At 70.3% G+C, this 26010-nt stretch carries 24 protein-coding genes; 18 read left to right on the plus strand and 6 right to left on the minus strand.

The window, feature by feature from the left end:
* Positions 1-24 precede the first annotated feature (24 nt).
* From CRT23_RS08350 to CRT23_RS08370, 5 genes are all read left to right on the plus strand, one after another.
* Positions 25-1008, plus strand: a complete 984-nt coding sequence (locus CRT23_RS08350; RefSeq protein WP_103709317.1) for an alpha/beta fold hydrolase — start codon at positions 25-27, stop codon at positions 1006-1008.
* A 160-nt stretch (positions 1009-1168) separates the two neighbouring features.
* The gene (locus CRT23_RS08355) at positions 1169-1603 is read left to right on the plus strand and encodes a heme-binding protein (RefSeq protein WP_055952868.1); all 435 of its coding nucleotides are present in this window, start codon (positions 1169-1171) and stop codon (positions 1601-1603) included.
* 4 nt (positions 1604-1607) lie between these two features.
* Positions 1608-3209, plus strand: a complete 1602-nt coding sequence (locus CRT23_RS08360) for a peptide ABC transporter substrate-binding protein (RefSeq protein ID WP_103709318.1) — start codon at positions 1608-1610, stop codon at positions 3207-3209.
* Positions 3206-4129 carry an ABC transporter permease subunit gene (locus CRT23_RS08365; RefSeq protein ID WP_103709319.1) on the plus strand — a complete coding sequence of 308 codons (924 nt, stop codon included), beginning with the start codon at positions 3206-3208 and terminating at the stop codon, positions 4127-4129. The genes CRT23_RS08360 and CRT23_RS08365 overlap by 4 nt, the downstream gene beginning before the upstream one ends.
* Complete coding sequence (locus CRT23_RS08370) at positions 4126-5208, plus strand: ABC transporter permease (RefSeq protein WP_103709320.1); 1083 nt, start codon at positions 4126-4128, stop codon at positions 5206-5208. Before CRT23_RS08365 ends, CRT23_RS08370 begins: the two co-directional genes overlap by 4 nt.
* Here the strand turns inward: CRT23_RS08370 and CRT23_RS08375 are convergent.
* Entirely contained in the window at positions 5192-5470 is a 279-nt protein-coding gene (locus CRT23_RS08375; protein WP_146056348.1) for a hypothetical protein, read from the minus strand. The two genes, CRT23_RS08370 and CRT23_RS08375, sit on opposite strands and share 17 nt — an antisense overlap.
* Before the next feature lie 131 nt (positions 5471-5601).
* Here CRT23_RS08375 and CRT23_RS08380 point away from each other — a divergent pair, with 131 nt between their 5' ends.
* Together CRT23_RS08380 and CRT23_RS08385 are read left to right on the plus strand one after the other, a co-directional pair.
* The gene (locus CRT23_RS08380; RefSeq protein ID WP_103709321.1) at positions 5602-7092 is read left to right on the plus strand and encodes an MFS transporter; all 1491 of its coding nucleotides are present in this window, start codon (positions 5602-5604) and stop codon (positions 7090-7092) included.
* Positions 7093-7321: 229 nt separating this feature from the next.
* The gene (locus CRT23_RS08385) at positions 7322-7522 is read left to right on the plus strand and encodes a hypothetical protein (protein WP_103709322.1); all 201 of its coding nucleotides are present in this window, start codon (positions 7322-7324) and stop codon (positions 7520-7522) included.
* A gap of 4 nt (positions 7523-7526) precedes the next feature.
* Here the strand turns inward: CRT23_RS08385 and CRT23_RS08390 are convergent, their stop codons facing one another.
* Positions 7527-7994 carry a nucleoside deaminase gene (locus CRT23_RS08390; protein ID WP_103709323.1) on the minus strand — a complete coding sequence of 156 codons (468 nt, stop codon included), beginning with the start codon at positions 7992-7994 and terminating at the stop codon, positions 7527-7529.
* Positions 7995-8051: 57 nt separating this feature from the next.
* On the opposite strand from CRT23_RS08390, the gene CRT23_RS08395 reads away from it, so the two are divergent.
* The 6 genes from CRT23_RS08395 (at position 8052) to CRT23_RS08430 (ending at position 14396) form a co-directional block, all read left to right on the plus strand.
* Positions 8052-8495: an SDR family oxidoreductase gene (locus CRT23_RS08395; RefSeq protein WP_103709324.1), complete on the plus strand. Its 444-nt coding sequence runs from the start codon at positions 8052-8054 to the stop codon at positions 8493-8495.
* Positions 8496-8639: 144 nt separating this feature from the next.
* Entirely contained in the window at positions 8640-9047 is a 408-nt protein-coding gene (locus CRT23_RS08400; protein WP_103709325.1) for a nuclear transport factor 2 family protein, read from the plus strand.
* Positions 9048-9169: 122 nt separating this feature from the next.
* A complete protein-coding gene (locus CRT23_RS08405) occupies positions 9170-9373 on the plus strand; it encodes a CsbD family protein (protein WP_055952842.1) in 204 nt (67 codons plus the stop codon).
* Between the two features lie 1214 nt (positions 9374-10587).
* On the plus strand, positions 10588-12618 hold the full coding sequence (locus CRT23_RS08420) for a pseudouridine synthase (protein ID WP_103709369.1): 2031 nt from the start codon (positions 10588-10590) through the stop codon (positions 12616-12618).
* Entirely contained in the window at positions 12615-13172 is a 558-nt protein-coding gene (rsmD, locus tag CRT23_RS08425) for a 16S rRNA (guanine(966)-N(2))-methyltransferase RsmD (RefSeq protein ID WP_103709326.1), read from the plus strand. The genes CRT23_RS08420 and rsmD overlap by 4 nt, the downstream gene beginning before the upstream one ends.
* A 90-nt stretch (positions 13173-13262) precedes the next feature.
* Positions 13263-14396 carry a spore photoproduct lyase family protein gene (locus tag CRT23_RS08430; RefSeq protein ID WP_245436057.1) on the plus strand — a complete coding sequence of 378 codons (1134 nt, stop codon included), beginning with the start codon at positions 13263-13265 and terminating at the stop codon, positions 14394-14396.
* A 15-nt stretch (positions 14397-14411) separates the two neighbouring features.
* On the opposite strand, the gene CRT23_RS08435 is transcribed toward CRT23_RS08430, so the two are convergent.
* On the minus strand, positions 14412-14807 hold the full coding sequence (locus CRT23_RS08435; RefSeq protein ID WP_055952830.1) for a helix-turn-helix domain-containing protein: 396 nt from the start codon (positions 14805-14807) through the stop codon (positions 14412-14414).
* 76 nt (positions 14808-14883) lie between these two features.
* Here CRT23_RS08435 and CRT23_RS08440 point away from each other — a divergent pair, with 76 nt between their 5' ends.
* Entirely contained in the window at positions 14884-15495 is a 612-nt protein-coding gene (locus CRT23_RS08440; RefSeq protein ID WP_103709327.1) for an FMN-dependent NADH-azoreductase, read from the plus strand.
* On the opposite strand, the gene mutL is transcribed toward CRT23_RS08440, so the two are convergent.
* Positions 15492-17393: a DNA mismatch repair endonuclease MutL gene (gene mutL, locus CRT23_RS08445; protein ID WP_103709328.1), complete on the minus strand. Its 1902-nt coding sequence runs from the start codon at positions 17391-17393 to the stop codon at positions 15492-15494. The genes CRT23_RS08440 and mutL overlap by 4 nt on opposite strands.
* Positions 17394-17554: 161 nt before the next feature.
* Between mutL and CRT23_RS08450 the strand changes: the two genes are divergently transcribed.
* Positions 17555-18643, plus strand: a complete 1089-nt coding sequence (locus tag CRT23_RS08450) for a glycosyltransferase family 61 protein (RefSeq protein ID WP_146056349.1) — start codon at positions 17555-17557, stop codon at positions 18641-18643.
* A 4-nt stretch (positions 18644-18647) separates the two neighbouring features.
* Here CRT23_RS08450 and CRT23_RS08455 read toward each other — a convergent pair whose 3' ends face one another.
* Entirely contained in the window at positions 18648-19676 is a 1029-nt protein-coding gene (locus CRT23_RS08455; RefSeq protein WP_103709330.1) for a KpsF/GutQ family sugar-phosphate isomerase, read from the minus strand.
* Positions 19677-20102: 426 nt separating this feature from the next.
* Here CRT23_RS08455 and CRT23_RS08460 point away from each other — a divergent pair, with 426 nt between their 5' ends.
* On the plus strand, positions 20103-21665 hold the full coding sequence (locus CRT23_RS08460) for an outer membrane beta-barrel protein (protein WP_245436059.1): 1563 nt from the start codon (positions 20103-20105) through the stop codon (positions 21663-21665).
* Positions 21666-21726: 61 nt separating this feature from the next.
* Here CRT23_RS08460 and CRT23_RS08465 read toward each other — a convergent pair whose 3' ends face one another.
* Positions 21727-22323 (minus strand): AprI/Inh family metalloprotease inhibitor, encoded by a 597-nt coding sequence (locus CRT23_RS08465; RefSeq protein WP_103709332.1) that lies wholly within the window; start codon positions 22321-22323, stop codon positions 21727-21729.
* 530 nt (positions 22324-22853) lie between these two features.
* Here CRT23_RS08465 and CRT23_RS08470 point away from each other — a divergent pair.
* Positions 22854-23861, plus strand: coding sequence for a DUF2778 domain-containing protein (locus tag CRT23_RS08470; protein ID WP_245436061.1), 1008 nt, complete (start codon positions 22854-22856; stop codon positions 23859-23861).
* 478 nt (positions 23862-24339) lie between these two features.
* Positions 24340-25995: a multicopper oxidase domain-containing protein gene (locus CRT23_RS08475; RefSeq protein WP_103709333.1), complete on the plus strand. Its 1656-nt coding sequence runs from the start codon at positions 24340-24342 to the stop codon at positions 25993-25995.
* The last annotated feature ends 15 nt before the right edge of the window (positions 25996-26010 follow it).

Here is a 26010-nt window from a genome sequence, read left to right on the forward strand (position 1 = left end):
CGCGCCACCTGAGGGACCACGACGATGCCTGATGCCCCCCGTCGCCGGCTCGGGCCCCTGCTGGCGCTGCTGCCGCTGGGGGCCGCCGGGGCCTGGATCGCCTATAGCCGCCTCGGCATCGACCACCATCGCCGGATGCCGCCGGCCCTCCCCGGCCGGCAGGCCTGCCTCGGCAGCGACGCGGGAGGGCTGTCGTTCTACGCGAGTGGGCCGGACGCGGGCGTACCCCTGCTGCTGATCCACTCCGTCAACGCGGCCGCCAATGCCTACGAGGTCCGGCCGCTCTATCGCCACTACGCGCAGACGCGCCCGGTCTACGCCCTCGACCTGCCGGGCTTCGGCTTCTCCGAGCGCAGCGACCGGGTCTACACGCCGGAGCTGATGACGGCGGCGATCCACGCCATGGTGGCGGAGATCCGGCAGCGGCACGGGGGCGCCGCCATCGACGCGATGGCGCTTTCCCTCTCGGCCGAGTTCCTGGCCCGCGCGGCCCTGGCGCGGCCCGACGATTACCGCAGCCTCGGCCTGATCAGCCCGACCGGGTTCGACAAGCGCTACGAGCGCCGCAACCCGTCCGGCAGCGACACGGCCCGCGCGGTGGCTGCCTGTCCGCTCTGGGGCCGGGCGCTGTTCGACCTCCTCGTCAGCCGCCCGAGCATGCGGTTCTTTCTCGAGAAGACCTGGGGTTCGCCCCGGATCGACGAGGGCCTGCTCGCATACGACCAGGTCTCGGCCCACCAGCCCGGCGCCGAGTTCGCGCCCTTCTCGTTCCTGGCCGGACACCTCTTCGCCACCGAGACGGGCCAGGTCTATCCCCGCCTCGACCGGCCCGTCTGGATGATCCACGGCACCCGGGGCGACTTCGTCGACTACCGCCACGCCGACCGCTTCCGCGGCGATCCGCGCTGGACGGTGGACGTGCTGGAGACGGGCGCCTTCCCGCATTTCGAGCGCCTGCCTGAGGTCACCGCCCGCTACGACGCGTTCTTGGCACGCTGCGCGCGCTGAGAGTTTGGCCTGGCGCGCTACGCGCGCTGAGAGCCTGGCCTGACGCGGCATGCGCGCAGAGAGCGCTGCCCGGCCCAGCCGGCGCGCGGAGCCCCTGGTCGCTCGCGCCGCGCCGGGTTAGTCGAGGGACACGCCCGCTCGATCGAAACCCGGAGCCCCGATGTCCGACCTCACCCTCGCCGCCGCGCAGACCATCGTCGCCACCGCCCTCGAGACGGCTCGCGCCCACAAGCTGAAGCCCCTGGCCGTGGTGGTCTACGACGCCCGCGGCGCCCTCAAGGCGATGGGCGCCGAGGACGGGACCTCCTTGCGCCGGGCCGAGGTGGCGATGGGCAAGGCCAATGGCTGCCTCGCCCTCGGCCTCGGCGGCCGGGCGATCCACAAGCGCGCCGAGGAGCAGGCCTACTTCGTCGCCGCCGTCAGCCACCTCGTCGGCCCCGCCGCCCTGGTGCCGGTGCCGGGCGGCGTGCTCATCCGCCGGGGCGAGGCCGTGATCGGCGCGGTCGGCATCTCGGGCGACACCTCCGACAACGACGAGCTCTGCGCGCTGGCCGGCATCGAGGCGGCGGGGCTCACCGCGCAGACCGGCGCCTGAGGCGATGCTGCGCCTGCATCGGCGGCACTGGCTCGTCGGCGGTGCGGCGCTCCTGGCCGGCGGTGGCGTCGGCCGGGCCGCGGCCGCGCCGGGCGACCTCTACCGGCGCGGCAACGATGCGGACCCCGAGACCCTCGACCCGCACAAATCCTCGACGGTGGCCGAGGCGCATATCCTGCGGGACCTCTACGAGGGCCTGCTCACCTACGACAACCACGGCGCCCTCATCCCGGGGGCGGCGACCGCCTGGACCCTGTCCGAAAACGGGCTGACCTACGATTTCAGCCTGCGCCCGGATGGGCGCTGGTCGAACGGAGACCCGGTCCGGGCCGCGGACTTCGTCTTCGCCCTCCGGCGCATCCTCGCACCCGCCACGGCCGCCAAGTATGCCGAGGTTCTGTTCCCCCTGAAGAATGCCCGGGCGGTGAACCAGGGGGCGGCGCCCGCCGAGGCCCTCGGGGTCGCGGCGCCCGAGGACCGGCGCCTCGTGCTGACCCTGGAGCAGCCGACGCCGTACCTGCTCGAACTCCTGACTCACCAGACCTCCCTGCCCGTGCATCCGCCCTCGGTCGCCCGGCACGGCGACGCCTTCGCCCGGGCCGGCAACAGCGTGACCAACGGTCCCTACCGCCTGCGGGAGGTGGTGCCGAACGACCGCATCACCCTGGAGCGCAACCCGCATTTCCACGCCGCGGCGACGGTGGCGATCCCGCAGGTGGCCTTCCTGCCGACGCCGGACCTGTCGAGCGCGGTCCGGCGCTACGCCGCCGGCGAGATCGACTCGCTCGCCGACCTGCCCGGCGACCAGATCGCCTCGCTCAAGGCGCGCTTCGGGGCCCAGGTCGTGCTCGGCCCCTCGCTCGGCCTCTACGCCCTGGCGCTGAACACCCGGAAGGCGCCCTTCGACGACGTTCGGGTGCGGCGCGCCCTCTCCCTGGTCATCGACCGCGAGTTCCTGGCGAGCAAGCTCTGGGGCGAGACCATGGACCCGGCCTACTCCCTCTGCCCGCCCGGCCTCGATCATTACGGCCGCCCGCCCGAGACCGCCGGGCGCGAGGCCCTGCCGATCGACCGCGAGGACGAGGCCCGGGCGCTGCTGGCGGCGGCCGGCTTCGGCGAGGGACGGCCGCTCAGGCTCGAGTATCGCTTCAACACCAGCGACAACAACCGCAACACCGCGCTGGCCATCGCCGACATGTGGCGCGGCCTCGGGATCGAGACCCGCTTCGTCTACACCGACGCCAAGACACACTTCGCCTACCTGCGCGACGGCGGCGACTTCGACGTGGCCCGCATGTCCTGGATCGCCGACTACTCCGACCCGCAGAACTTCCTGTTCCTGCTGGAGACCGGCAATGACGGCCTCAACCCCGGCCACTACAGCAACCCGGCCTACGACGCCCTGATGCGGCGGGCGGCGGCGGAGCGCGACATCGCCCGGCGGGCCGAGCTCCTCTCCGCGGCCGAAACCATCGTGGTCACCGATCTGCCCTGGATCCCGGTGATGCACACCCGCTCGAAGGCCCTGATCGCCCCGCGCCTCTCCGGCTACCACCCGAACCTGCGCAACGCCGCCCCGACGCGCTTCCTGAGGCTGACCGCGTGATCGGCTTCGTCCTGCGCCGCCTGCTCCAGGCGATCCCGACGCTGTTCGCCGTGGTCACCGTGAGCTTCTTCCTGATCCGGCTCGCCCCCGGCGGGCCCTTCGACCTGGAACGGCCCCTGCCGCCGGCCGCGATGGCCAACCTCGCCCGGGTCTACGGCCTCGACCAGCCCCTCGGCGTCCAGTACCTGCGCTACCTGGGCGCCCTGCTCACCGGCGATTTCGGGCCTTCCTTCTCCTTTCGCGACCTCACGGTCGGCGACCTGTTCGCCCGGGGCCTGCCGGTCTCGATGACCCTCGGCGCCCTCGCCCTGGCGCTCGCCCTGGTGCTCGGGATCGGCCTCGGTGCGCTCGCGGCCTTCCGCCGGGGCAGCGCCCTCGACCGCCTCGTCGGCCTCAGCGCCGGCTTGACGCTCGCGATGCCGACCTTCGTGGTGGCGCCCCTGCTGCAGATCGTGTTCGGCCTGAGCCTGCGCTGGCTGCCCGTGGGCAGCTGGGAGAACGGCGCGCCGGCCAACCTCGTGCTTCCGGTGATCACCCTGGCCCTGCCGCAGGTCGGCGCCCTGGCCCGTCTCACCCGTGCCGCCCTGGCGGAGGTGCTGGCCGCGCAACCGGTCCGCACCCAGCGCGCCATGGGCCTGCCGCCGCACCGCATCGCCTGCCACGCCCTGCGCGGCGCCCTGCTGCCCGTGGTGGCGATTCTCGGGCCGACGGCGGCCTCCCTGCTCACCGGCTCCGTGGTGGTCGAGACCATCTTCGGCCTGCCCGGCATCGGCCGCTACTTCGTCGATGGGGCGCTGAACCGCGACTACACCCTGGTGATGGGCACCGTCGTGCTGGTGGCGCTGTTCGTCATCGTCCTCAACCTCGCTGCCGACCTCCTCTCCGGCTTCCTCGACCCGCGCCTGCGGGCGACCCGGTGAGGCGCGCCCTCGGGCGGCTCGCCCGCAACCGGGCCGCCCTGGCGGCCCTCGTGGTCCTGGCCCTGGTCACCCTCGCCTGCCTCGTCGGGCCCCTGCTCACCGGCCACGATCCGGGGCGGATCTACCCCGACCTCGTGCGCACCGCCCCCTCGCTGCAGGCCCATCCGCGTCCGGAGGCGATCGCCCCGGCGCTGGAGCGCCTCGCCTTCCGCATGCGGGTGACGGCCGAGGACATCCGGGTGGCGGACGGGCAGCTGCACCTGACGCTGTCGGCCCCGAACCCGATCAACGAGCGGGTGCTGAGCTACCTGCCCCGCTCCGACCTGTTCGGTCCCGCCACCATCCTGTCGCGGGAGGCGGGGGGACGCCGCCTCCTGGTCGCGGCGCCGGTGCGGCGGCTGGTGTTTCCCCTCGGCACCGACGGGCTCGGGCGCGACCTCCTCAGCCGCAGCCTCGTCGCCGGCCGGGTGTCGCTCCTCATCGGCCTCGTCGCCACCGGCGTCGCGCTCCTCATCGGCGTCACCTACGGGGCGGTGGCGGGCTATGCCGGCGGCCGGGTCGACGCGGTGATGATGCGCTTCGTCGACGTGCTCTACGCCCTCCCCTTCGTGTTCTTCGTCATCATGCTGCTGGTGTTCTTCCGGGCGGGGCTCGGGCTGATCCTGATCGCCATCGGCGCGGTGGAATGGCTCGACATGGCCCGGATCACCCGGGCGCAGACCCTGGCCCTGCGCCACCGCGACTTCGTCCGCGCCGCCGAGGCGCTGGGCCTCTCCGCCGCCGCGATCCTGCGGCGCCACATCGTGCCGAACACCCTCGGGCCGGTCACGGTGGCGGCGACCCTGCTGGTGCCGCGGGTGATCCTGTTGGAGAGCTTCCTGTCCTTCCTGGGCCTCGGCGTGCAGGAGCCGGCCACGAGCTGGGGCGCGCTCATCGCCGAGGGCGCGCGCGCCATCGAATCCGCGCCCTGGATGCTCGCGGCCCCGGCCGGATTCCTCGTCGCCACCCTGGTCGCGCTGAACCTGCTCGGCGACGGCCTCGCCGAGGCCCTCGACCCGCGCCTCAGCGCGGACCGGTGAGCCCGGGATAGACCACCCGTACCACGCGCCGCTCCTCGGGGATCTCCGAGACCGGCCGGCCCTTGGCGTCCCGCGCCGGACCCGCATCCGCCGGCACGACGTCGCTCGGCCGCAGCCGCCAGGGATCGAGGCCGTGCGCGCCGGCGCCCCGTCCCGCCTCGGAGGCGGCGGCGGGCATGGTCGCCGGGGGCGTGAGGGCGAGAAGCAGTGCGCAAGACACGCGGAACAATGCGCAGGACACGCGGAACGGGGAGGCAGGCATCGGCGAAGCGTCCGGGAGAACCTGCCGAGTTCAGCCGAGATGACTTAACCTTTGCGCGAAGCTTGGCGGAACCGCCGGGCCCCGGGCCGGATTGCCAACAACTGTCGTGCAGCACGGTTAATGAGGATTCGATGGCAACCAAGGCCGTGGCGGACCGGGGCAGCGCGAGCGCGGGACCGGCGCCGGAGCGGGTCCCGATGGGGACCGTGATCGACACCGACATCTCCGCCCGGCTCGACCGCCTGCCCTGGGGGCGCTTCCACGTCCTCGTCATCGTGGCCCTCGGCATCACCTGGGTGCTCGACGGCCTCGAGGTCACCCTCGCGGGCTCCCTGGTGGGGGCGCTGCGCGCCGAGCCCATGAGCTTCACCGAGTTCGACATCGGCCTCGCGGCGAGCTCCTACCTCGTCGGCGCCGTCACGGGGGCGCTCGGCTTCGGCTGGCTCACCGACCGCATCGGCCGCAAGAAGCTGTTCTTCATCACCCTGGCGCTCTACCTCGCCGCCACCGCCGCCACGGGCCTGTCGTGGAATATCTACAGCTTCTGCCTGTTCCGCTTCCTCACGGGGGCGGGGATCGGCGGTGAATACACCGCCATCAACTCGACGATCCAGGAACTCGTGCCGGCCCGCGTGCGCGGCTGGACCGACCTCGTCATCAACGGCTCGTTCTGGATCGGGGCCGCGTTGGGCTCGTTCCTCTCCATCGTGGTGCTGCGCCCCGGCATGATCGACCCGGCCTGGGGCTGGCGCATCGCCTTCTTCGTCGGCGGCGGCATCGGCCTCGTCATCCTGCTCCTGCGGACCTGGATTCCGGAGAGCCCGCGCTGGCTCGCCACCCACGGCTACGTCGCCGAGGCCGACCGGGTCGTCGCCGGCATCGAGAAGCGCTTCACCGACGAGGGCCACACCCTGCTGCCCATCGACGCGAACAAGCGCATGAAGCTCAGGACCCGCAGCCACACCCCCCTCAAGGAGGTGTTCGGCACCATGCTGGTCGGCCACCGCAAGCAGACCCTGGTGGGCCTCGCCCTGATGGTGGCGCAGGCGTTCTTCTACAACGCGCTGTTCTTCACCTACGCCCTGGTGCTGCAGCGGTTCTACAACGTGCCCGGCGACCACGTCGGCTGGTACCTGCTGCCGTTCGCGCTCGGTTCCTTCCTCGGGCCGCTGCTCCTCGGGCGCCTGTTCGACACCGTGGGCCGCCGGCCGATGATCGCCTTCACCTACGGCATCTCGGCGATCCTGCTGGCGATCACCGGCTACCTGTTCAAGATCGACGTCTTCGGTCCCGTGGGCCAGACGGCGGCCTGGATGGTGGTGTTCTTCTTCGCCTCCGCCGCCGCGAGCGCCGCCTACCTCACCGTGGCGGAGACCTTCCCCCTGGAGATCCGGGCCCTGGCCATCGCGGTGTTCTACGCGCTGGGCACCGGCATCGGCGGCGTCTCCGGTCCGCTGCTGTTCGGCGCCCTGGTGGAGACGGGCTCGCGGGACAACGTGCTGATCGGCTACCTCGTCGGCGCGGTCCTGATGGCGGTGGCGGCGGTGGTCGGCGGGCTGTTCGGCACCGCGGCCGAGGGCAAGTCCCTGGAAGACGTCTCGAAACCTTTGGCGGCCGCCTGATCGTCTGTCAGCGCCTGCCGGCAACGCGTGAAAGCGCCGGGGATGGTCCGTGTGGGTGTGTGACGGACCCTGTCACGCCCATCCCCGGAAGGACCTCATGCGGAGCATCCCCACCGCGCGCACGGAGGTCTGAGCCAGCAGCCTCCTCGTTGCGGGTGTCCTGACCGGCGCCCCGGCGCTCGCCCAGGGCAACGCCCCCGCCGAGATCAAGCAGCCCGGCCCGCCGCGCATGACGGCGCCCGGGTTGGCGGGCGCACCGGTGGTCAAGCCCGGCGGCCTCGACAAGGGCGGTCCGGGCGCGATCGGCCCCGTCGCACCCGGGGCCACGGGTGCCGCCAGCGCCGCGAACACTTCCGGGTCCTCCGGCAGTGCCGGGCAGAACCAGGAGCCGATCGCCAATACGGGCGGTCAGGGCGGCGACGGGAGTTGAGCCCTCAGGGCACGCGACGCTCGGCGAAGAAGGCCCGCAACAGGTCGGCGGCCTCCCCTTCCCGCAGGCCGCCATAGACCTCCGGGCTGTGGTGGCAGGTCGGCTGGTTGAAGAAGCGTGGGCCATTCTCCACGGCGCCGCCCTTCGGGTCCGCGGCCGAGAAGTACAGGCGCCGGATCCGCGCGAAGGCGATCGCGGCCGCACACATCGCGCAGGGCTCCAGGGTGACGTAGAGGTCGCAGCCGCTGAGGCGCTCGTCGTCCAGCACTTGGCAGGCGGCCCGGATCGCCAAGATCTCCGCATGGGCGGTCGGATCGCGAAGGGCCCGCGGGCGATTGTGGGCGACCGCCACGACCACCCCATCCTTCACCACCGCCGCGCCCACCGGGACCTCCCCCTCGGACGCCGCCCGACGCGCCGCCGCGAAGGCGAGGCTCAAGGGGTCGGTGGCGAACGGGTCGGTCTCGGGCATCGGGTGGGATCCTGACGATCGGTGCCCGTTCCTTGGCCGTCGCGCCGCCGATCCGCAATGGCCTGCCCCCGGCGAGAGGCCGGCGCGGGCGTGCCCTACCCGGCGGCGCGCGCCGCATGCTCCGCCACGACGGGGTCCCACGGCGCCGGCGTCCGGAAGACACCCTTCATCTCCGGTGCCCTGGCCGACTGGCCCAGCCCCCAGGGCACCGCCGTGCTGGCGGCGGCCTCCGCTTCCATGGGGGCCTTCGCCCGGGGATTCGCGCTGGAACTGGCGCCCCTGCGCCTCAACACGCTCGCGCCCGGGCCGATCAATGCGCCGCTCCTGGCGCGGATTCGCGGGGCCCATCGCGACGCCTACGGCGCGGTTCTGTCCGAGCGCCTGACGCAGGGACGCCTCGGCACCGCGGACGAGGCGGGTGCGGCGGTCGTCTTCCTGATGCGCAACGGCTTCATGAATGGCGAGACGCTGCACGTCGACGGCGGTGCCCGCCTCGTCTGACGGCCCGACGCCAGCGCGGCCGGGCCTTGCGGAAGGCCACGCTCGCGCGAGACCATGCGCGCGGGGGGGCACCGCCGCCCAGGTCGGCGACGCGCGTGTGCCGATCACCCTCGCTGTCTCGATCCCGTGAGAGGACCAGCCCCGATGCCCGAGAATCCCGAGACCCCGCCGCAGGGGGAAATGCCGGATGTCGACGCCCTGCTGCGCGCCAACCTGGAGCGCGTCTTCAACGACCGCGCGCCGCATGCGCGTCGCGCGGCGGTGGACGCGCTCTACCGCGAGGATGCCGTCCTGTACGACCCCGCCGGTTCCGTACAGGGACGCGTCGCGATCGCGGACCTCGCCGGCCGGCTCCTGGAGCAATTCGGACCGGGCTTCCGGTTCACGCCGGTCGGAACGGCGACGGGGCATCACGGGCTGGCGGCCCTGCGCTGGCAGGCCGGGCGGGAGGAGGGTCCCGTGACCCTGACGGGGACCGACGTCGCCGCGATCTCCGATGGGAAGATCCAGACGTTGTGGGTGCTCATCGACCCGTCGCAGATCCCTGGGTGAGGGAGATCCGGTTCACGAGGATGTTAAATGGCGGAACATCGCCCCGGCGTGGCCGTTGGACACGGCAATACGGCTTGGTTGAAGCAGAACCGAGCTGTCAATCCGAAGACGAGGAGCGCACGATGAGCAGCACCACCGACAAGATCAAGGGTCTCGCGAACGAGGCCGTCGGCAACGTCAAGCAGGGCATTGGCAATGCGACCGATAATGACAAGCTGAAGGCCGAGGGCAAGGCCCAGGAACTGAAGGGCGAGACCCAGAAGACGGTTGGCGATGCCAAGGATGGCGTCAAGAACGCCGCCGACGCGGTCAAGAGCAAGCTCTAAGCCTCTCGACCCCGGAGCGTCGATTCAGACGCGACGATCTCGGAAAGGCGGCGCAAGCCGCCTTTTCGCGCGTTCGGGGCCTGCATCCACCGAACCCGCGGCCCTTGCGCGCGGGATCACTCGCAACACGGCGTCCGCTCTGTTATGGGGCAGGCATGACCGACAAGACTGACGACACCATGGGCAAGTCTGAGGACGCGCCTGCCAAGACCTCCCGTTCGAAGCCCAAGGCCTCGACAAAGCCAGCGACCAACACCGCGGCCGCGTCGCACAAGACCGCGGCACCCGAGACTGGCGAACCCAAGATTGCGGAAGCCAAGTCTGCGGGAACCAAGACTGGTGCACCGAAGACCCGCGCGCCCGCCGCAGACGCGGTCGCGGCGACCGCGAGCCGGCCCGCGAAAGCGGGCAAGGCCGGTTCTGCCGACGCTACCCCTGTAAAGTCGGGCGTTGCCAAGTCGGGTGGTTCTGAGTCCGGTGGTGCCAAGTCTGGCCCTGCCGAGGCGAAGACGTCGCGTGCGACGGCGTCGGACGCCCAGCCCTCGGACGCAAAGGCACCGAAGGGGAAGTCGGCGAAGCCGGCCTCGTCCGAGAAGACGCCCCCGGCCGCGGAGCCCGTGAAGGCCACGGCCGCGAAGGCGGCTTCCACTAAGGCGAAGTCGGAGACGGGCAAGGCCGCGACGGTCAAGGTCGAGCCGGTCTCGTCAGAGGCTGCCAAGGTCTCGCCTGCCAAGTCCCCAACTGCCAAATCTTCGCCGGCCAAATCCTCGCCGAAAGCCGAGCCCGTCGAAGCTGAGAAGCCGGCATCCGCGAAGGCCAAGGCGGCTCAGGCCCGGACCTCCCAGAACAGCTCCGAGGAAGCGTCCAAGGAAGCCTCTGAGGCGGCCCCCGCGGCTGCGCGTGCGGTGACGGAGTCGGCGGGAGCGAAGCCCAATCCGGCGAGGGCGTCCAAGGCCAAAGCGGCCGACGCCGTGCCGGCCGAGGCTGTCGCCGCCGAGACCAAGGCGCCCGCGTCCGAGCCGGACCTGTCCACCGCCAAACCGGCGTCCGAGCCCGCGGCCAAGCGCGCCAAGCCGAAGCCGGCCGAGGCGGCGCAGGCTGCCGACACCCACGGCTCCGAGCCGAAGGCTCCGGCCGAGCCCTGGGCTCCGGCCACCGATGCCGGTATTCCGGGACCTTCGGCCGAGGAGAAGCCGAAGGTCCGGCACGCCGCCATGCCCCGCGGCGGCGACGCGCCCCTGCGCCGCAAGACCGCCGTGGCGAAGCCCTCCCAGCCGAGGCCAGAGGCCGCGGCGTCCGCCGGTCCGGCCCGCGACGAGGGCACGCCCGAGGGCGACCGCATCGCCAAGGCCATCGCCCGCGCGGGCATCGCCTCGCGCCGGGACGCGGAGGCCATGATCGAACAGGGCCGCGTCACCCTCAACGGCAAGGTTCTGACCTCGCCGGCCATGAACGTGACGCCCGACGACCGCATCACCGTCGACGGCGAGCCGCTGCCGGCCCGCGAGCGCACACGCCTGTGGATCTACCACAAGCCCCGCGGCCTCGTGACCACGGCGCGCGACCCCGAGGGGCGCCAGACCGTCTTCGAGAACCTGCCCGAGGACCTGCCCCGGGTCGTCGCCATCGGCCGCCTCGACATCAATACCGAGGGGCTGCTGCTACTCACCAACGACGGCGGCCTCGCCAAGGTCATCGCCCATCCGGATACCGGTTGGCTGCGCCGCTACCGCGTACGCGCCCACGGCGACACCACCCAGGCCGAGCTCGACAAGCTGCGCCGCGGCGTCACCATCGACGGCATGGATTACGGCCCGGTGGAAGCGAGCCTCGACCGGGCCTCCGGCGACAACCTCTGGCTGACGCTCGGCCTGCGCGAGGGCAAGAATCGCGAGGTCAAGCGCATCCTCGAGCATCTCGGGCTGGCGGTGAACCGCCTGATCCGGCTCTCCTTCGGACCGTTCCAGCTCGGTGACCTCGAGGCAGGCCTGACCGAGGAGATCCGCACGAAGGTGCTCAAGGAGCAGCTCGGCCCGGCCCTTTCGGAGCAGGCCGCCGTCGATTTCGAGAGCCCGGTGCGCGAGCCGATCGCGCCCTTCGGCTCGCCGAAGCAGCAGGCCAAGCAGCCCGCCCGCAGCGCCTCGGCGGCCCAGCGCCGCGAGCCGCGGGGCTACGACGACGAGGCACCGCGCGGCGGTGGCCGTCCGATGGCACCGGCCAAGCCCGTCCGGGTCCCCACCGGCGGCAACAGCGCCGGTCCGCGCCGCTCCGTCTGGCGCGCCGAGGACGAGGCCCGTTCCGAGGACGCGCCGCGCCGGGTCAAGATCCCGCGCCGGGGAGCCGATCCGAAGGCCGAGCGTGAAGCCGCCGCCTCCCGGGGCCGCGAGCGCGTCGGCGCCATCAGCACCGGCGAGCGCCGCGTCCTGGTGGAGCGCCTGAAGTCGAGCCCGCAGGAGCCCGCCGCCGAGCCGCATCGCCGCGACAGCGCCGTGCGTCGTCGCGGGGACGAAGACGCCCCCCGCGAAGGCCGCTTCCCCCGCGCCGAGTCCCAGGCTCGCCCTTTCCGGCAATCCGACGATCGTGCCTCTGGTGCGCGTGCCTCCGGCGAGCGTGCCTTCGGAGCCCGCCCCGCCGGAGATCGGCCTGCCCGCGGCTTCGGCGGCGAAGGCCGGCCGCCGCGCCGGGACGACGACCGTCCGCGCGGAAACCTCCGTTCGCAGGACGGGGCCGAGCGCCGCGGTCCGCCGCGCGGCAGCGAGGACCGTCCGCGGGGTCCCTTCCGCAGCAACGCGAACCGCAACGAGGGCGGTGACGATCGCGGTGCCCGTCCGGCGTCCCGCGGCGCACCCGCCCGCGACGACCGCCGAGACGGCTTCCGGGGCGACAAGCCGAGCGGCTTCCGGGGTGACAAGCCGAGCGGATTCCAGGGTGACAAGCCCAGCGGCTTCCGGGGCAACGACCGCCCCGGCGCTGATCGCGGCGATCGTGGGGATCGCGGTGATCGTGGCGGCTTCAAGGGCGGTGCGGCCCGTCAGGACGGCGAGCGCGGCGGCTTTAAGGGCGCCGGAAAGCTTGGCGGCGGCTTCAAGGCCGGCGGCAAGCCGGGTGGTTTCGGCAAGCCGGGCGGGTCCGGCAAGCCCGGTGGCAAGCCGGGTGGCTTCAGCCGCGGCGGCTCCGGTGGCGGCAAGCCCGGCGGTGGCAAGCCCGGCGGCGGCGCCCGTCCGCCCCGCGGTGGCGGACGGTGAGGATCGTCGGCGGCGATCACCGCGGTCGCCGCCTAGCCACGCCGAAGACCGACGCGATCCGGCCCACCTCGGACCGGCTCCGCGAGGCGATCTTCAACGTCCTCGCGCACGCCTATGACGACGCGGTCGTCGGGGCCCGGGTCCTCGACCTGTTCGCCGGCACCGGCGCCCTCAGCTTCGAGGCGCTGTCCCGCGGTGCGGCCTATGCCCTCCTGGTCGACGAGGGCGCCGAGGCCCGGGCATTGATTCGCGAGAACATCGAATTCTTCAGCGCCGAAGGGGCGACCCGCCTGTTCCGGCGCGACGCCACCCGGCTCGGCCCGGCCGGCACCAGCGGCACCTTCACCCTCGTGTTCTGCGACCCGCCCTACAACCGCGATCTCGCCCCGGCGGCCCTGGCCAGCGCGGCGACCGGCGGCTGGCTCGCCCCCGGTGCCCTCGCGGTCATCGAGGAATCCGCGAGCGTCCATGTCGCCCTGCCGCCCGGATTCACCGAGCTTGAGCGCCGGGTCTACGGCGATACCGCTCTCGCCTACGCGCGCTACGCCGCCTGACGCGCGACCTCGACACGACCCTCCTGGTATACGGGCGCGACCCAGGCGCGCGCGGCGGACCTCTACGACGCCCGGGCGCGTTCCGATGTCATGGTCCTCGCCGAACCCCGAACCGACACTCCGGACATCGATCCGGTCGCGTCCGCGCCCTCCCCCGGCCCGCGTCCGTCCCGCCTCTGGCGCCCGCGTCGCGTCCTGGTCACCCCGGCGGCCCTGGAGCATGCGCATGGCCGCGCGATGGCGGCCCGCGCCGAAGCCCTCGGCCTGCCGGTCGAGTACCTGGCGGCCAACCGCCTGACAGGGTTGCGAAATCCGGATCCGCGCATCGCCTATCGCGAGGCCAAGGCGACCCTCGCCATCGTCGTCGCACCGCCGACCAAGCTGAGGCTTCAGCCGATACCGCCGAGCGCCGACTGGCGCTTCGACCTCGCCGAGGGCTGTCCGGCCCATTGCCAGTACTGCTATCTCGCGGGCTCGCTGTCCGGCCCCCCCGTGACGCGGGCCTACGCGAATCTCGACGCGATTCTCGACAACCTGCCCGCCTATCTCGGCCAGGGCGCCATCACCTCGACCCAGGCCGATCGTGCTCACGAAGGCACCACCTTCGAGGCCTCCTGCTATACCGATCCCCTCGGTATCGAACATCTGACCGGCTCGCTCTCGGCAGCCATCACCCGTTTCGGCGCGTGGGACGCGCCGGTCCAACTCCGTTTCACCACCAAGTTCGCGGCGGTGAAGCCCCTGCTCGGCCTCGCGCACAATGGACGGACCCGCATCCGATTCTCGGTCAACGCGCGCTCAGCTTCGCGCTACGAGGGCGGAACGGCGAGCTTGGACGCGCGTCTGGCGGCTCTCAGGGCCGTCGCGGAGGCCGGTTATCCGGTCGGCCTCACCATCGCGCCGATCCTACCCGTGCCGGATTGGCAGGACGCTTATGCCGGCTTGATACGAGACGTCTCCGGAGCGCTTGCCGGCGTGACGGACATCGATCTCACCGTTGAACTCATCACCCACCGCTTCACGCCTGGTTCGAAGAACGTGCTGCAGGGCTGGTATCCCGGTTCGGATCTGCCGATGACAGAAACGGAGCGAAGCCGAAAGCTGACGAAATTCGGATCCGTCAAGTACGTGTTTCCACGAGACCTGATGCAAAGCATGCGCACTGACTTAACTGAAGAGATCCGGAGAAGCTTGCCGCAGGCGCGCATTCTTTACTGGACTTGAGCTCTCATCCCGATTTCACGTCGGCGAGGCTTCATCGAAGCGACTGCGCGCTTCCTGGATCGCTGGAAGATTCGAGAATGCCCAAGCTCCCAGGGCCTGGACGGGATCCTGCAGGGATCGTCCGAGATCCGTGAGTGCGTATTCCACCCGCGGCGGAACGGTGGGATACACGGTCCGGGAGACGAGGCCGTCGCGCTCGAGACCCCGGAGCGTGAAGGTCAGCATCCGCTGGGACACGCCGCCGACCAGTCGCTTCAACTCGTTGAAGCGCCGCGGTCCATCCGTCAGCATCATCACCACGAGGATGGTCCACTTGTCGCCGATCCGCGACAGGACCGTGCCGACGACGCGGCAATCGCCCAGGTTGTGCGGTGTACGCGTCTCGGTTCCCTCGTTGTGCCCCGGTTCCACGAATGTGCCTCCTTGCGCGTAAGCGCGTCTGGTCCTCTATACCGCCTCGGTACACTTCTGATACCGGGAATCGAAGATGAAACTCCTGCACGTCGACGGAAGCATTCTGGGTGAGCATTCGGTCAGCCGCGCGGTTTCGGCCGCGATCGTCACGCATTTGAAGGCGGGGACACCGGATCTTGATGTCACTTATCGCGATCTCGCCGCCACACCGATTCCGCACCTTTCGGGCGCCTACCTGGCAGGCCACCAGCCGAATGCGACGAACACACCCGACATCCAGAACGATGTCGAGCTCGGCCGGACCGTCCTCGCCGAGTTCCTCGCCGCCGACATCGTGGTGATCGGCGCGCCGTTGTATAACTTCACGATTTCGTCGCAGCTCAAGGCCTGGATCGATCGCATCCTCGTGGCCGGCCAGACCTTCAAGTACACCGAGAGCGGTGCTGTGGGCCTTGTTCCGCAGAAGCGGGTCATCGTCGCCGTTGCCCGGGGTGGTCTCTATGGAGCCGGAACACCGAACGCGGCGGCGGAGCATGCTGAGACCTACCTGCGCGTGGTCCTGGGCTTCATCGGCATCACGAATCCGGAGATCATCGTCGCCGAGGGCATCGCGCTCGGTCCGGACGCCCGTCAAAAGGCCCTCGACGCTGCTCTGAAGGCCGCCTCGAACCTGCCTGCGGCCTAGCGCCGTCCGAAGAGCCGCTCGATGTCGTGGAGCTTCAGCTCTACGAAGGTCGGGCGGCCATGGTTGCAGGTGCCGGCAAGCGGCGTCGCTTCCATCTCGCGCAGGAGTGCGTTCATTTCCTCCGGGCGCAGGCGCCGGCCCGCGCGGATCGAGCCGTGACAACTCATCCGCGACAGGATCGCGTCCAGGCGGCGTCCGAGGGGGCCTGCACCTTCGTCGGTGCCGTCGGGGCTCTCGTCTTCGAGACCGCTCTGGCTGAGCGCATCGAGGATATCGGTGACGAGGTTTCGGATCGAGGCGTTGGCGAGAGCGGCCGGCACCTCCCGTACCAGGACCGCGCCCGAGCCGAACGGCTCGAGCGTCAGGCCCAGCCGGTCGAGATCGGGGGCCGCGGCCACGAGGCGCTCCGCCTCGCCGGGTGCCAGCTCTACCACGTCCGGAATCAGCAAGCCTTGGCGGGCGATGCCGCCCCGGGCGCGTTCGCGTTTCAGGCGCTCGTAGACCAGGCGCTCATGTGCGGCATGCTGATCAACGAGGACGAGACCGTCGACTGTCTGGGCGACGATGTAGGTTTCATGCAACTGCGCCCGCGCGGCTCCGAGGGGGTGATCCTGTTCCTCCACTGGCTCCGGAGCCGGGCGCAGATCCGCTGCCGGGGGCGCAAAATCGTGTTCAAAGCGGGCCTGATGAGCCTCGGCCAGACCTGTGAACGCTGGCGACCGCGGAACCGCCTGGCGATAGGCATAGGGCGCGGCGACGGACGGCAGCGCGCGCGGTAGGTTCGGCGAGGGGATCGGGTAGGCACTGGTGCCGGAATGAACGGCAAGACCCGTTGGCCGCAACGCGTCCAGCGTACGGGTGGTGCCCGTGGTGGAGCCACGCAGACCGGCTTGGCGCAGCGTCTCGTGGATCGCGCTGACGATCAGGCTCCGGACCAGACCAGGATCGCGAAAGCGTACTTCGGTCTTGGCTGGGTGTACGTTGACGTCCACCAGCGCTGGGTCGCACAGGATTGCCAGCGCCAGGACCGGATGGCGGTCGGAACTCATCGTATCGGCATAGGCGCCCCTGACTGCGCCGAGCAGGAGGCGGTCACGAACCGGGCGGCCATTGACTGTGAAGTGGATCTGGCTGGCAGCGCCTCGATGGAAGCTCGGCAGGCCGATATGACCCGCAAGCCCGAAGCCCTCGCGGGCCATCTCGAGGGCCAGCGAATTCGATCCGAATTCGGCGCCGAAGACGCCGGTCAGCCGGCGGAGCGTCGCGGAAGAACCTGTCTCTGTCTCGGCCGGGAAAACCAGCGGAGTTCCGCTTTCGGATCGCAGCACGAGCCGGATTTGGGGCTGCGCGACTGCGAGCCGGCGCAGGATATCGCCGATCGCTGCGGCTTCGGCCCGGTCGGACTTGAGAAATTTCAGCCGTGCAGGAGTGGCAGCGAAGAGATCGGAAACCTCGATCCGCGTGCCGCGCGCGCTGGGTGCTGGGCGGACCTCGCCCTTGATGCCTGCATCTACCGTGAGGGTTACGCCAGTCTCGGCCTCGGCCGTACGGCTGGTAAGGGTCAGGCGGGCGACCGCGCCGATCGAGGGCAAGGCCTCGCCGCGAAAGCCCAACGTTTCGATGCAGGTAAGATCCCCGCTCGGGAGCTTTGAGGTGGCATGCCGCTCAACTGCAAGCGCTAGATCATCCGCATCCATGCCGGCCCCATCATCGACCACACGGATTAAGCGTCGTCCGCCTCCTTCGATCGTGACTTCGATGCTGCGTGCGCCGGCATCGATAGCGTTCTCAACGAGTTCCTTGACCGCCGAGGCGGGCCGCTCGACGACTTCGCCGGCGGCGATACGGTCGACGAGGATCGGATCGAGGCGACGGACGGGGCGAGGTGGCGTGGACATGCGGAGGAAACTATAGGTGCCCTTGGACCCAGCCGAAAGGCCACGCTGGAAACGTTGGTTCCTGCCACAGCCGCTGCCACTTCCACTCACGCACACACCACCGAAAACAAAATCAACGGAATGAAGATCTTGCGATTCCATCTCGAAGGGCTTGTCCACGCGTGAGGGCCAAGCTGCAGCGCTGTCGCACCGTATGGGGCCGCACCGAACAGCGCGATTCACTTCCAGGGCTGCGTACAGTCACCAACGCCGTTTACCAGCCGGCGACTCCGGACGGGAGCTGGGCACTGTGCGATGCTGATGGGACCATCATCGAATTCGGCGCCAATCCGATGCTCACGGACGTCGTCGACGAGGCGGACGATCGCCCGATGCTCTTCATCGGTCCACTCATTACTCATTACGGCCATTTCCTTCTCGGCACTTTCGCGCGCCTCTGGCCTCTCCTCTCCTGGATGGGGCCGAAGCCGCGTCTCGTCTGCTACGCGGAAGGGCCGCTGGATGCGCTGCACGCGGAATGGGCGACTCTACCGTTCCTCGCCGATATTCTCGCCCGCTTCGATCTGACCGTCGAAGACCTCGTCACCTTCCAGAACGTGACCCGCATTCCAAAGCTGCTGGTTCCGGAGCCGAGCGTGAAGGAGCAGGACTTCACCCATGCGATCTACGGCTCGCTGACGCACTATACCGGCGAAGCATTCTACGAACCGGCCGCCGTCGACCGGGAAACGCGGCCGATCTACCTGTCGAAAGCGAGATTGGGATCGGGGATCTCACGGCTGCGCAACGAGGATGCGCTGTGCGAGGCTCTGGCGCGGCAGGGGGTGGACATCGTCTTCCCGGAGACCCTGCGGTTTCCCGAACTGGTTCGACTGTTTTCGGAGCGGACAATGGTTCTTGGAACGGCAGGTTCGGCGTTTCACACGGCCGTCTTCGCAGCCCCGAACCGTCGGATCCTGGCCTTGAATTGGACACCCCCGGTTCACGCCAACTTTCCGCTGCTGGATGCGCTCAATGGCACGCAGGCGCGGTACTACTTCGTTCCTGGGAGTACGATCGGAGAGGAGCCGGGATTCCATTTCGGCTGGTCGATCCCAGACCCCCAGGCGGTCGCCACCGAGATGCTGGAGCGCGCCGGGGCCTTCGACAGCCTCGACGCTCGCGATGCTGCCGAGGACGCGGCGCGGTGGCGAGCCAAGTGGATCCCCGGCTGGAAACCGGTCCAGCGCTGGCTCGATTGCCGCCTCTAAAGACTCAGGCGACGCCCGAGCGGAGCAGATCGTGATAGTGCACGAGCCCGACGGGGCGATCGTCCTCGACGACGATCAGCGCCGTGATCTTCATCGATTCCTGGATTTCCAGAGCCTTCGCCAGCAACGTTTCGGGGGCTACCGTCCTTGGCTTGCCGCTCATCAACGCCTCGACCGCGAGGCTATCGAGATCCGTGCGGAAGACGTTGCGGCGCAGATCGCCGTCCGTGAGAATACCCGCGAGGCGTCCATCGGCGTCTACGACGACCACCGAGCCAAACCCTTTCGCATCGATCTCGGCGATGGCCGCGCGCATCGGAGTTCCGCATGGGACCACGGGAAGCTGAGACCCAGTATGCATCACTTCGCGAACCTGACGCAGCGAGGCGCCGAGGCGCCCGCCTGGGTGGTAGATGCTGAATTCCCGGGCGGAGAACCCGCGCGCTTCGAGGAGCGCAATGGAAAGCGCGTCGCCGAGGGCGAGCTGCATTGCCGTGGACGTCGTGGGCGCCAAACCGTTCGGGCAGGCCTCGCGCGCCTTGGGGAGGGTCAGGCAGATGTCGGCTTCGCGGCCGAGCGTCGATGTGCTGTTGGACGTGATGGCGATCAGGCCGACGCGGTAGCGACGGGCGTAGCCGATGATATCGGCAAGCTCCGTCGTTTCACCTGACCAGGACAATGCCACCACGACGTCCTCGGGCTGGATCATGCCCAGATCGCCGTGGCTCGCCTCGGCGGGATGAACGTACAGGGCGGGCGTCCCCGTCGAGGCCAGTGTCGCAGCAATCTTGCGCCCGATATGGCCCGATTTGCCCATGCCCGTGAGAATGGCGCGACCTTTGGCGCGGGCGATGCGCGACACCGCATCGGTGAACGCCGCGCCGAGCCCGTTGCCGATGGATTCCATCAAGCAGGCGAGTCCGTCACGTTCCGTCTCGATCGTCCGCAGGGCAGACGCGACGGCCGGCGAGAGCGTCGAGTCCGAGGGGATGAAGGCGGGGCGCAAGGCCTGGGCGCTGTCTGCTGGAGCCATACCGGCCCGTATCCTTCTGGTAAGATCGCGTGCGCGTGAGCCGCCACGGTCGCCTGCCTATGAAGACCGATTGTGGTCGGATGGCGACTCCCCCGCCCCTCCAGATATCATCCGGCACCGTTGACGCCCCATTAACCGTGCCGGTTGTAGGCCTGTTAACCATGAGGTCGGGGCGTCTTCCGTTGGGAGGTGATCTGGCGTCGTCCGCCTCGCGCATCCGCAGGCGGTCCATGTCTCGAAGCGCCGATATCGGCGTTCAGGTCAGCGGAAAGACGTCGATCCGTGACACGCGCAGGGCCGATTGCAGGATGGCGCAGCCAAGGCCTTCGCGGCTTTGCTCTAATCGCGGCTCTCACGCTCCCGTCCTACGCCGAGGCTCAGGCTCTCCCATCCGGTGCCCCTGATAATGCCCTTGGAACGCCGGCCGTGGGCGATGTCCAGCCGCTGAGCGCGGGCCTGCGAGGCAGCGCCGTCTCGGGCAGCGGCGTCCTGAACAGCAACGGCTCTGCGACCGGCGGAGAGACGGCCGGCAACGGGGGGCTGGCCACGCGTGCCCTGGCCGGAAGCCGGTCCGGGAGCGCCCTCGCCTCCGGCGGAACGAATGGACCCAACAATCGCGGGCTCACGAATCTTCTGCGGCTCCGGGCGATCCCGCCCCGGCGTTTCGGGAACGCCACGGTCCGGCCGGTCCGCTCGATCACGCAAGTTCCCTCGTACGATCTACGTCTGACGCCGGTGGTGCGCAGTGCCGTGAGCGGCGTCCCGCTGCCGACGGTGCTGCCGCTTGCCGGCGTCCAGACGCCGGGCTTCTTTCTCTCGACGGCGCTGCGGCGGCCGATCACGATCGACGAGGCCTACGCCCCGCTCGGGATCAAGGTCGGGACCTTCACGATCCTGCCTGCGATCCAGCAGAGCATCGGCTACGACACCAACCCCGACCAGATCACCAATCGGCTGGCCAAGCCGTCGCTGGCGCTGCGGACGGACGGCGAATTGAGCTTTCGGAGCGACTGGTCGTCGAGCGAGCTCACCGGTGATTTGCGGGGCGGCTACGTCGATTATCCGGACAATCAGGGGGCCAGTCGTCCCAACGGAGCGGGCGTGACCCGGCTGCGGATCGACGCGAACCGCGATACCCGGATCGATGTCGAAGGCCGATTTCTCCTGGAAACACAACGCACTGGCACGCCGGACCTGGCGGCCGCCACGGCAACCCGACCGCTGATCGCGAGCTATGGCACGACGATCGGCGTCACAGAGCGCTTCAACCGGGTCCAGGTGTCGCTGCGGGGATTGCTCGACCGCTCCGAGTTCGAGGATGCACAGCTCTCCGATGGCACCATCCTGCGCCAGAGCGATCGCAACCTGAATCAGTATGGCCTGCAACTTCGGGCCGGATACGAGATCTCGCCCGTCATCACGCCCTTCGTCGATGTCCTGGCCGACACGCGGGTCTACGATCTGCGCGTCGACTCATCGGGAATACGACGCGATTCCGATGGCATCACGCTCTCGGGCGGCGCGACCTTTGCGCTGACGCGCTTCGTCACCGGCGAAATCTCGGCGGGTCTTCAGCATCGCAGCTACGTCGACCCGGCTCTGCGCGATCTGACGGCGCCCGTCATCACGGCGGCGCTGATCTGGAGCGCGAGCCCGCTCACCACGGTCCGCCTGAATGGTGCGACGGGGGTGATCGAGACGTCGGTGCCCGGATCGAGCGGTGTCCTGACACAGACCGCGACGCTGGAAGTTCAGCACGACCTGCTGCGCAATCTCTCGCTGACCGGCGGCATCAGCTACCTGTCGAACGACTATGACCGGGTGAACATCACCGAGCGCGGATTCTCGGCGACGGCGCGGATCGACTATCGCTTCAACCGCTGGCTGGCGATGCGGGGGAGCTACATCTACCAGCGCCTCGACAGCACCTCGGCCGGTTCGAGCTTCCACGCCAACACGTTCCTGCTCGGGCTGCGCGTCAATCCGTGACGCGCAGACCCGATGTCCGCTCGCGGTATACCGAGAGGGTCGTGTCGAGGTCGCGCGGTTCTCAACGCACCATCGCGAGCGACGCGCCGGATTTCGACAGCGCACCATCGAGAGCCCCGCCGCCCTGGCGCAGCCGGGCCGCGACGGTCCCGCCGGGCTGGTAGAGGTAGACCTCGCCGTCGCGGTAGTCCCAGGCCGTGACCTTGGAGAGGTCCTTGTTCGGGCAGCCGGAGGCGCTGGCCTTGTAGAGGTCCAGGGCCGGGGCGCTCGACAAGGAGACCTTGCAGCTCGCTCCGGTGGCGTCCTTGGCATTCCAGGACCCGACGACGGACGAGCGGCCGCTCGCCACCACCGGCGGCGGGGCCGGAGCGACGGGGGGCGCCTCCGGGGCGATGACCGGGGTCGACGGGGCGACGGCGACGTTGACGCCCACCGGAGGCGGCAGGTCGGACGGGGCCGCGGTGGCGCCCGGAGGCGGGGCCAGCGGCTCCGAGGTGACCGGGCCGGACGGCATGGCGGGGACGACCGGCTCCAGGGCCGCCTGGGGTCCGGGGGCGATCCGGCTGCGGCTGGGCCCCTCGAGGCGCTGCGAGGCGCAGGCGCCGAGGCTGGCGGCGAGCGCGAGGACGGCGACTGTCGACAGGAGCGAACGCGGCATCGATGTCAGGTTCCGAATGGGAGCGGGCGCGGAGCCCGGGAGCTTCACGTTTCGGCCTGCGTCACCGGCAATTGCGCTGGCGGCAAGGCACCGGCGTCCGGCGGTGCGGGATTTGCCGGGACCACGCGATGTTTGGCGGCGGGTGTGGCGTTCGTGCCTCAGGGCCCGGGTCCGAGCCCTCGGCCCGTCTCACCAGCGGGCCGCGCGGCCACCCGCCCCTGTCCCGCCGGGCCGATTCGGATCCCGGCGCGACACGCGACGAACCGCGCAGACAATCGCGGCCCGGACGGAAATGTGGCGACACGGGTTCGACAGTCTCGCGCCTGCCGTCGGGCAGATCCCATCAGTAGAGCGTTCCAGGCCGCAAGACGTTGTCCAGTTTCGGCACAATCCTGCCTCAGAAACGCCGAGCCGACCGAGTGGGATAGCCCCGTGACGGACAGCGCGGTCTCGTGCCCGTCACCCGCGCCCGGACGGGCCCGGAACGAAGGCCCGGCACGTGCGCCGGCCCATGCAGGGATGGATCGACCATGGCTGAAGCTGCCGAGCGTTCCCTGTCGGTCGGACCGGGGCGCGCCGCCCGCGGCCTCGGGATCGCGGTCCTCCTCCTCGGGGGCGGTGCTGCGGGGTTCGTTGCCTGGACCCGTGCCCCAGCCGAGAGCCCCCTCCGTGTGACGCCGATGGCCCATACGGTGTCCGAACCCGTCGGTCCCGACGCGTCCCCCGCCTCGGCGGTCGCCGGCCTGCGATCCGACGACCCGGTTCCCGCGGCGTCGAGCGACCCCTCGCCCGGGAGCGTCGCCGAGGCCGCAGCGCCCGCCGCCGAGATCACGCCCGAGACCAGGCCCGAGACCGCAGCCACGACCGCGGCGGAGACGCCGGCCGCACCGCCTGCCCTGGTGGCACGCTGGGTGCCGCTGCCGGTGCCGCGGCCCCCGGAATTCCGCGCCGGGCGCCTCGCCGCACGGGCGGCGCGCACGGCGCCCGCCCGGACCGCCGCTGCGGTGGCACCGCCGCCGGAGGACAACCGCTCCTTCATCGAGAAGCTGTTCGGGGTCGAGAGCCCCGAGCCGCCGCGGCTCGCCTACGCGGCCCTGGAGACGAAACCGGTCGACAACGTCTTCCGGCGCGCCCTCAGCGCCGTGCCGACCAGCCCGACCGGCGGCGTCGCGGTCTACGACATCCGCGCCAGGGTCGTGACCCTGCCGAACGGGGAGAAGCTCGAGGCGCATTCGGGGCTGGGGGAGAGCATGGACAATCCCGGCCACGTCCACGTCCGGATGAAGGGGCCGACGCCCCTCGGCACCTACGACATCCGTGAGCGCGAGCAGCCGTTCCACGGCGTGCGCGCCCTGCGTCTCACCCCCGTCGGCGGCCCCGAGACCATCCACGGCCGGGTCGGTCTCCTCGCCCACACCTACATGCTGGGCGCGAGCGGCGCCTCGAACGGCTGCGTCTCCTTCCGGGACTACGACAGGTTCCTGCAGGCCTACCTGCGCGGCGAGGTCCAGCGCCTCGTCGTCGTCGCGGGCGGCTAGGCTTGCGCGGCCTCTCGACACCGGGTCGCGAGGTCCGGGCGCGCGCCGGGTTCATCCAAGCTGCTGAGACCCGCTCGCAGGGGCCGCGCGCCGCGCGTCCTCGGCCGTGACGGCGAGAAGATCCGTTTCCGAAATCGACGGTATCGGTCGCGTCTCGCGTCGCGGTCGCAGGTCCTCGCGCCGTGAAAGGCGCGTTCGCCCCCAAGTGAGTCTGGTGCCTCGATGGTGTTCGGGGCGGCATGACCGATCGACGACGCGCCGACGACTTGAGGCGATCCGTCTGCGTGGCACCGACGCGCCTCAGTTGCCGTCCGACGTCGTCGAGCGCTCCAAACTATTGCGACGAAGACTGGCGCATGTCGATCGTGTCTCTATTGATCGAGATTGGGTCTCGGCAGATTTCAGGATGGCGCCGCTTGGAGATATTCTGATAAAGCCCGCTCGGAGGTCGGCTCGACGACCGGGCGAAAGGTTCAGGATGCGGCGGCGGACATTCGTAGCGACTCTCGCGGGGCTGATCGGCTCCCGATCGGCCTCGGCGCAGATGATGCACGACATGGGCACGATGGCGGGCGAAGGCGCCCCTCCATCCCCGAAGCCGGCGGTGCCCGTCCTGCCGCAGGGGCAACCCTTGCGCGACCTGCCGCGCCTGCCGAACGAGTCGACCGTGCCCGGTCGCTTCAGCGCGACGATCACGGCGGGCCCGGGCGTGGTGCGCTACGCCGAGGGGCTCGCGACGCCCGTCCTGCTCTATGGCGGCGTCGAGCCCGTGATCGAGGCAACGGAAGGCGACCGCATCGCGATCCGGTTCCGGAACGGCATTCCCGGGCAGCCCTCCACGATCCACTGGCACGGGATGCCGGTCCCGTCCGATCAGGACGGCAATCCCATGAATCCGGTCGCCTCGGGCGACGAGCGCCTCTACGCCTTCGATCTCCCCGAAGGCAGCGCCGCGACCTACTTGTTTCATCCGCACCCGCACAATTTCACGGCCGAGCAGGTCTATCGCGGCCTCGCGGGCGTGTTCCTGGTCAAGCCGAAGGTCGATCCCATTCCGGCCGCCTACGGCGACACCCTCCTGATGTTCACCGATCTGCGCATCGCCGCCGATGGAACGATGCCCCCGAGCACCATGGCCGACGCCATGAACGGCCGCGTCGGCGACCATGTGCTGGTCAACGGACAGAAGAACCCGATCCTGTCCGTGGCGCCGGGAGAGAAGCGCCGCATCCGCCTCGTCAACGCGACGAATGCCCGGTACCTGCGCCTCGGCTTCGCGGGCGCGCGCATGCTCCTCGTCGGCACTGATGGCGGCCTCGTCGAGACCCCGGTTGCGGTGGACGAGGTGATGATCGTGCCGGGCGAGCGCGTGGAACTCATCGTCGCCTTCGACCGGCCCGGGGAGGCCCGGCTGACGACGCGCGCCTATGCCCGGGGCTGGATGGGGCCGGACGAACCGAAGGAGGCCGGACTGGTCCTACTCACGGCCCGGGTCTCGGGACGAGCGGCCGCTGCCCCCCCGCCCCTGCCGCAGGTCCTGAGGCGGGTCGTAGCGCTCGGCGAGCCGGTCGTCTCCCGGCGCCTCGTCTTCACGGAAGCCATGTCGCGCGGGGGTGGCATGGAAGGCTCCCACGGCCTGCAGGACCCGAAGGGCATGCAGGACATGAAGGGCATGCGAGACACAGGAGGCATGGCCGGCATGGGAAGGCCGGACGGCATGGAAGGCATGGCAGGTATGGACATGGGCGCGACGGCGCGGTCCGCGCCCAGCCCGTCCACACCGCCCGGCGGCAAGGGCATGCGCTTCCTGATCAATGGCCGGAGCTTCGCGATGGGACGCATCGACGAGGTCTCGAAGGTCGGCCAGCTCGAGTCGTGGTCCATCGTCAACGGGTCGGACATGGACCATCCGTTCCACATCCACGGAACCCAGTTCCAGGTCGTGGACATCGCCAAGGCCGGTGCGATCCGGACGCCGGCCATCCGGTGCTGGAAGGACACCGTCAACGTCGCGGTCGGCGAAACGGTCCGCATCCGCCTGCGCCAGGATCTCCCGGGGCCGCGGATGTACCATTGCCACATCCTCGAACACGAGGAGCTCGGCATGATGGGCACGCTCGACGTCCGGGCCTGAGCCGAGACGCCCCGG

It is taken from the genome of Methylobacterium sp. V23 (genome assembly GCF_002917135.1).
Classification (GTDB): Bacteria; Pseudomonadota; Alphaproteobacteria; order Rhizobiales; family Beijerinckiaceae; genus Methylobacterium.

Coding starts and splice junctions, on each gene's coding strand:
- CRT23_RS08375 (WP_146056348.1), bottom strand. CDS start 5,470: ATGCCTGCCTCCCCGTTCCGCGTGTCCTGCGCATTGTTCCGCGTGTCT.
- CRT23_RS08355 (WP_055952868.1), top strand. CDS start 1,169: ATGTCCGACCTCACCCTCGCCGCCGCGCAGACCATCGTCGCCACCGCC.
- CRT23_RS08390 (WP_103709323.1), bottom strand. CDS start 7,994: ATGCCCGAGACCGACCCGTTCGCCACCGACCCCTTGAGCCTCGCCTTC.
- CRT23_RS08430 (WP_245436057.1), top strand. CDS start 13,263: ATGGTCCTCGCCGAACCCCGAACCGACACTCCGGACATCGATCCGGTC.
- CRT23_RS08470 (WP_245436061.1), top strand. CDS start 22,854: ATGGCTGAAGCTGCCGAGCGTTCCCTGTCGGTCGGACCGGGGCGCGCC.
- CRT23_RS08465 (WP_103709332.1), bottom strand. CDS start 22,323: ATGCCGCGTTCGCTCCTGTCGACAGTCGCCGTCCTCGCGCTCGCCGCC.
- CRT23_RS08455 (WP_103709330.1), bottom strand. CDS start 19,676: ATGGCTCCAGCAGACAGCGCCCAGGCCTTGCGCCCCGCCTTCATCCCC.
- CRT23_RS08420 (WP_103709369.1), top strand. CDS start 10,588: ATGCCCCGCGGCGGCGACGCGCCCCTGCGCCGCAAGACCGCCGTGGCG.
- CRT23_RS08475 (WP_103709333.1), top strand. CDS start 24,340: ATGCGGCGGCGGACATTCGTAGCGACTCTCGCGGGGCTGATCGGCTCC.
- CRT23_RS08400 (WP_103709325.1), top strand. CDS start 8,640: ATGCCCGAGAATCCCGAGACCCCGCCGCAGGGGGAAATGCCGGATGTC.
- CRT23_RS08350 (WP_103709317.1), top strand. CDS start 25: ATGCCTGATGCCCCCCGTCGCCGGCTCGGGCCCCTGCTGGCGCTGCTG.
- CRT23_RS08405 (WP_055952842.1), top strand. CDS start 9,170: ATGAGCAGCACCACCGACAAGATCAAGGGTCTCGCGAACGAGGCCGTC.
- CRT23_RS08385 (WP_103709322.1), top strand. CDS start 7,322: ATGACGGCGCCCGGGTTGGCGGGCGCACCGGTGGTCAAGCCCGGCGGC.
- CRT23_RS08395 (WP_103709324.1), top strand. CDS start 8,052: ATGGCCTGCCCCCGGCGAGAGGCCGGCGCGGGCGTGCCCTACCCGGCG.
- CRT23_RS08360 (WP_103709318.1), top strand. CDS start 1,608: ATGCTGCGCCTGCATCGGCGGCACTGGCTCGTCGGCGGTGCGGCGCTC.
- CRT23_RS08440 (WP_103709327.1), top strand. CDS start 14,884: ATGAAACTCCTGCACGTCGACGGAAGCATTCTGGGTGAGCATTCGGTC.
- mutL (WP_103709328.1), bottom strand. CDS start 17,393: ATGTCCACGCCACCTCGCCCCGTCCGTCGCCTCGATCCGATCCTCGTC.
- CRT23_RS08380 (WP_103709321.1), top strand. CDS start 5,602: ATGGCAACCAAGGCCGTGGCGGACCGGGGCAGCGCGAGCGCGGGACCG.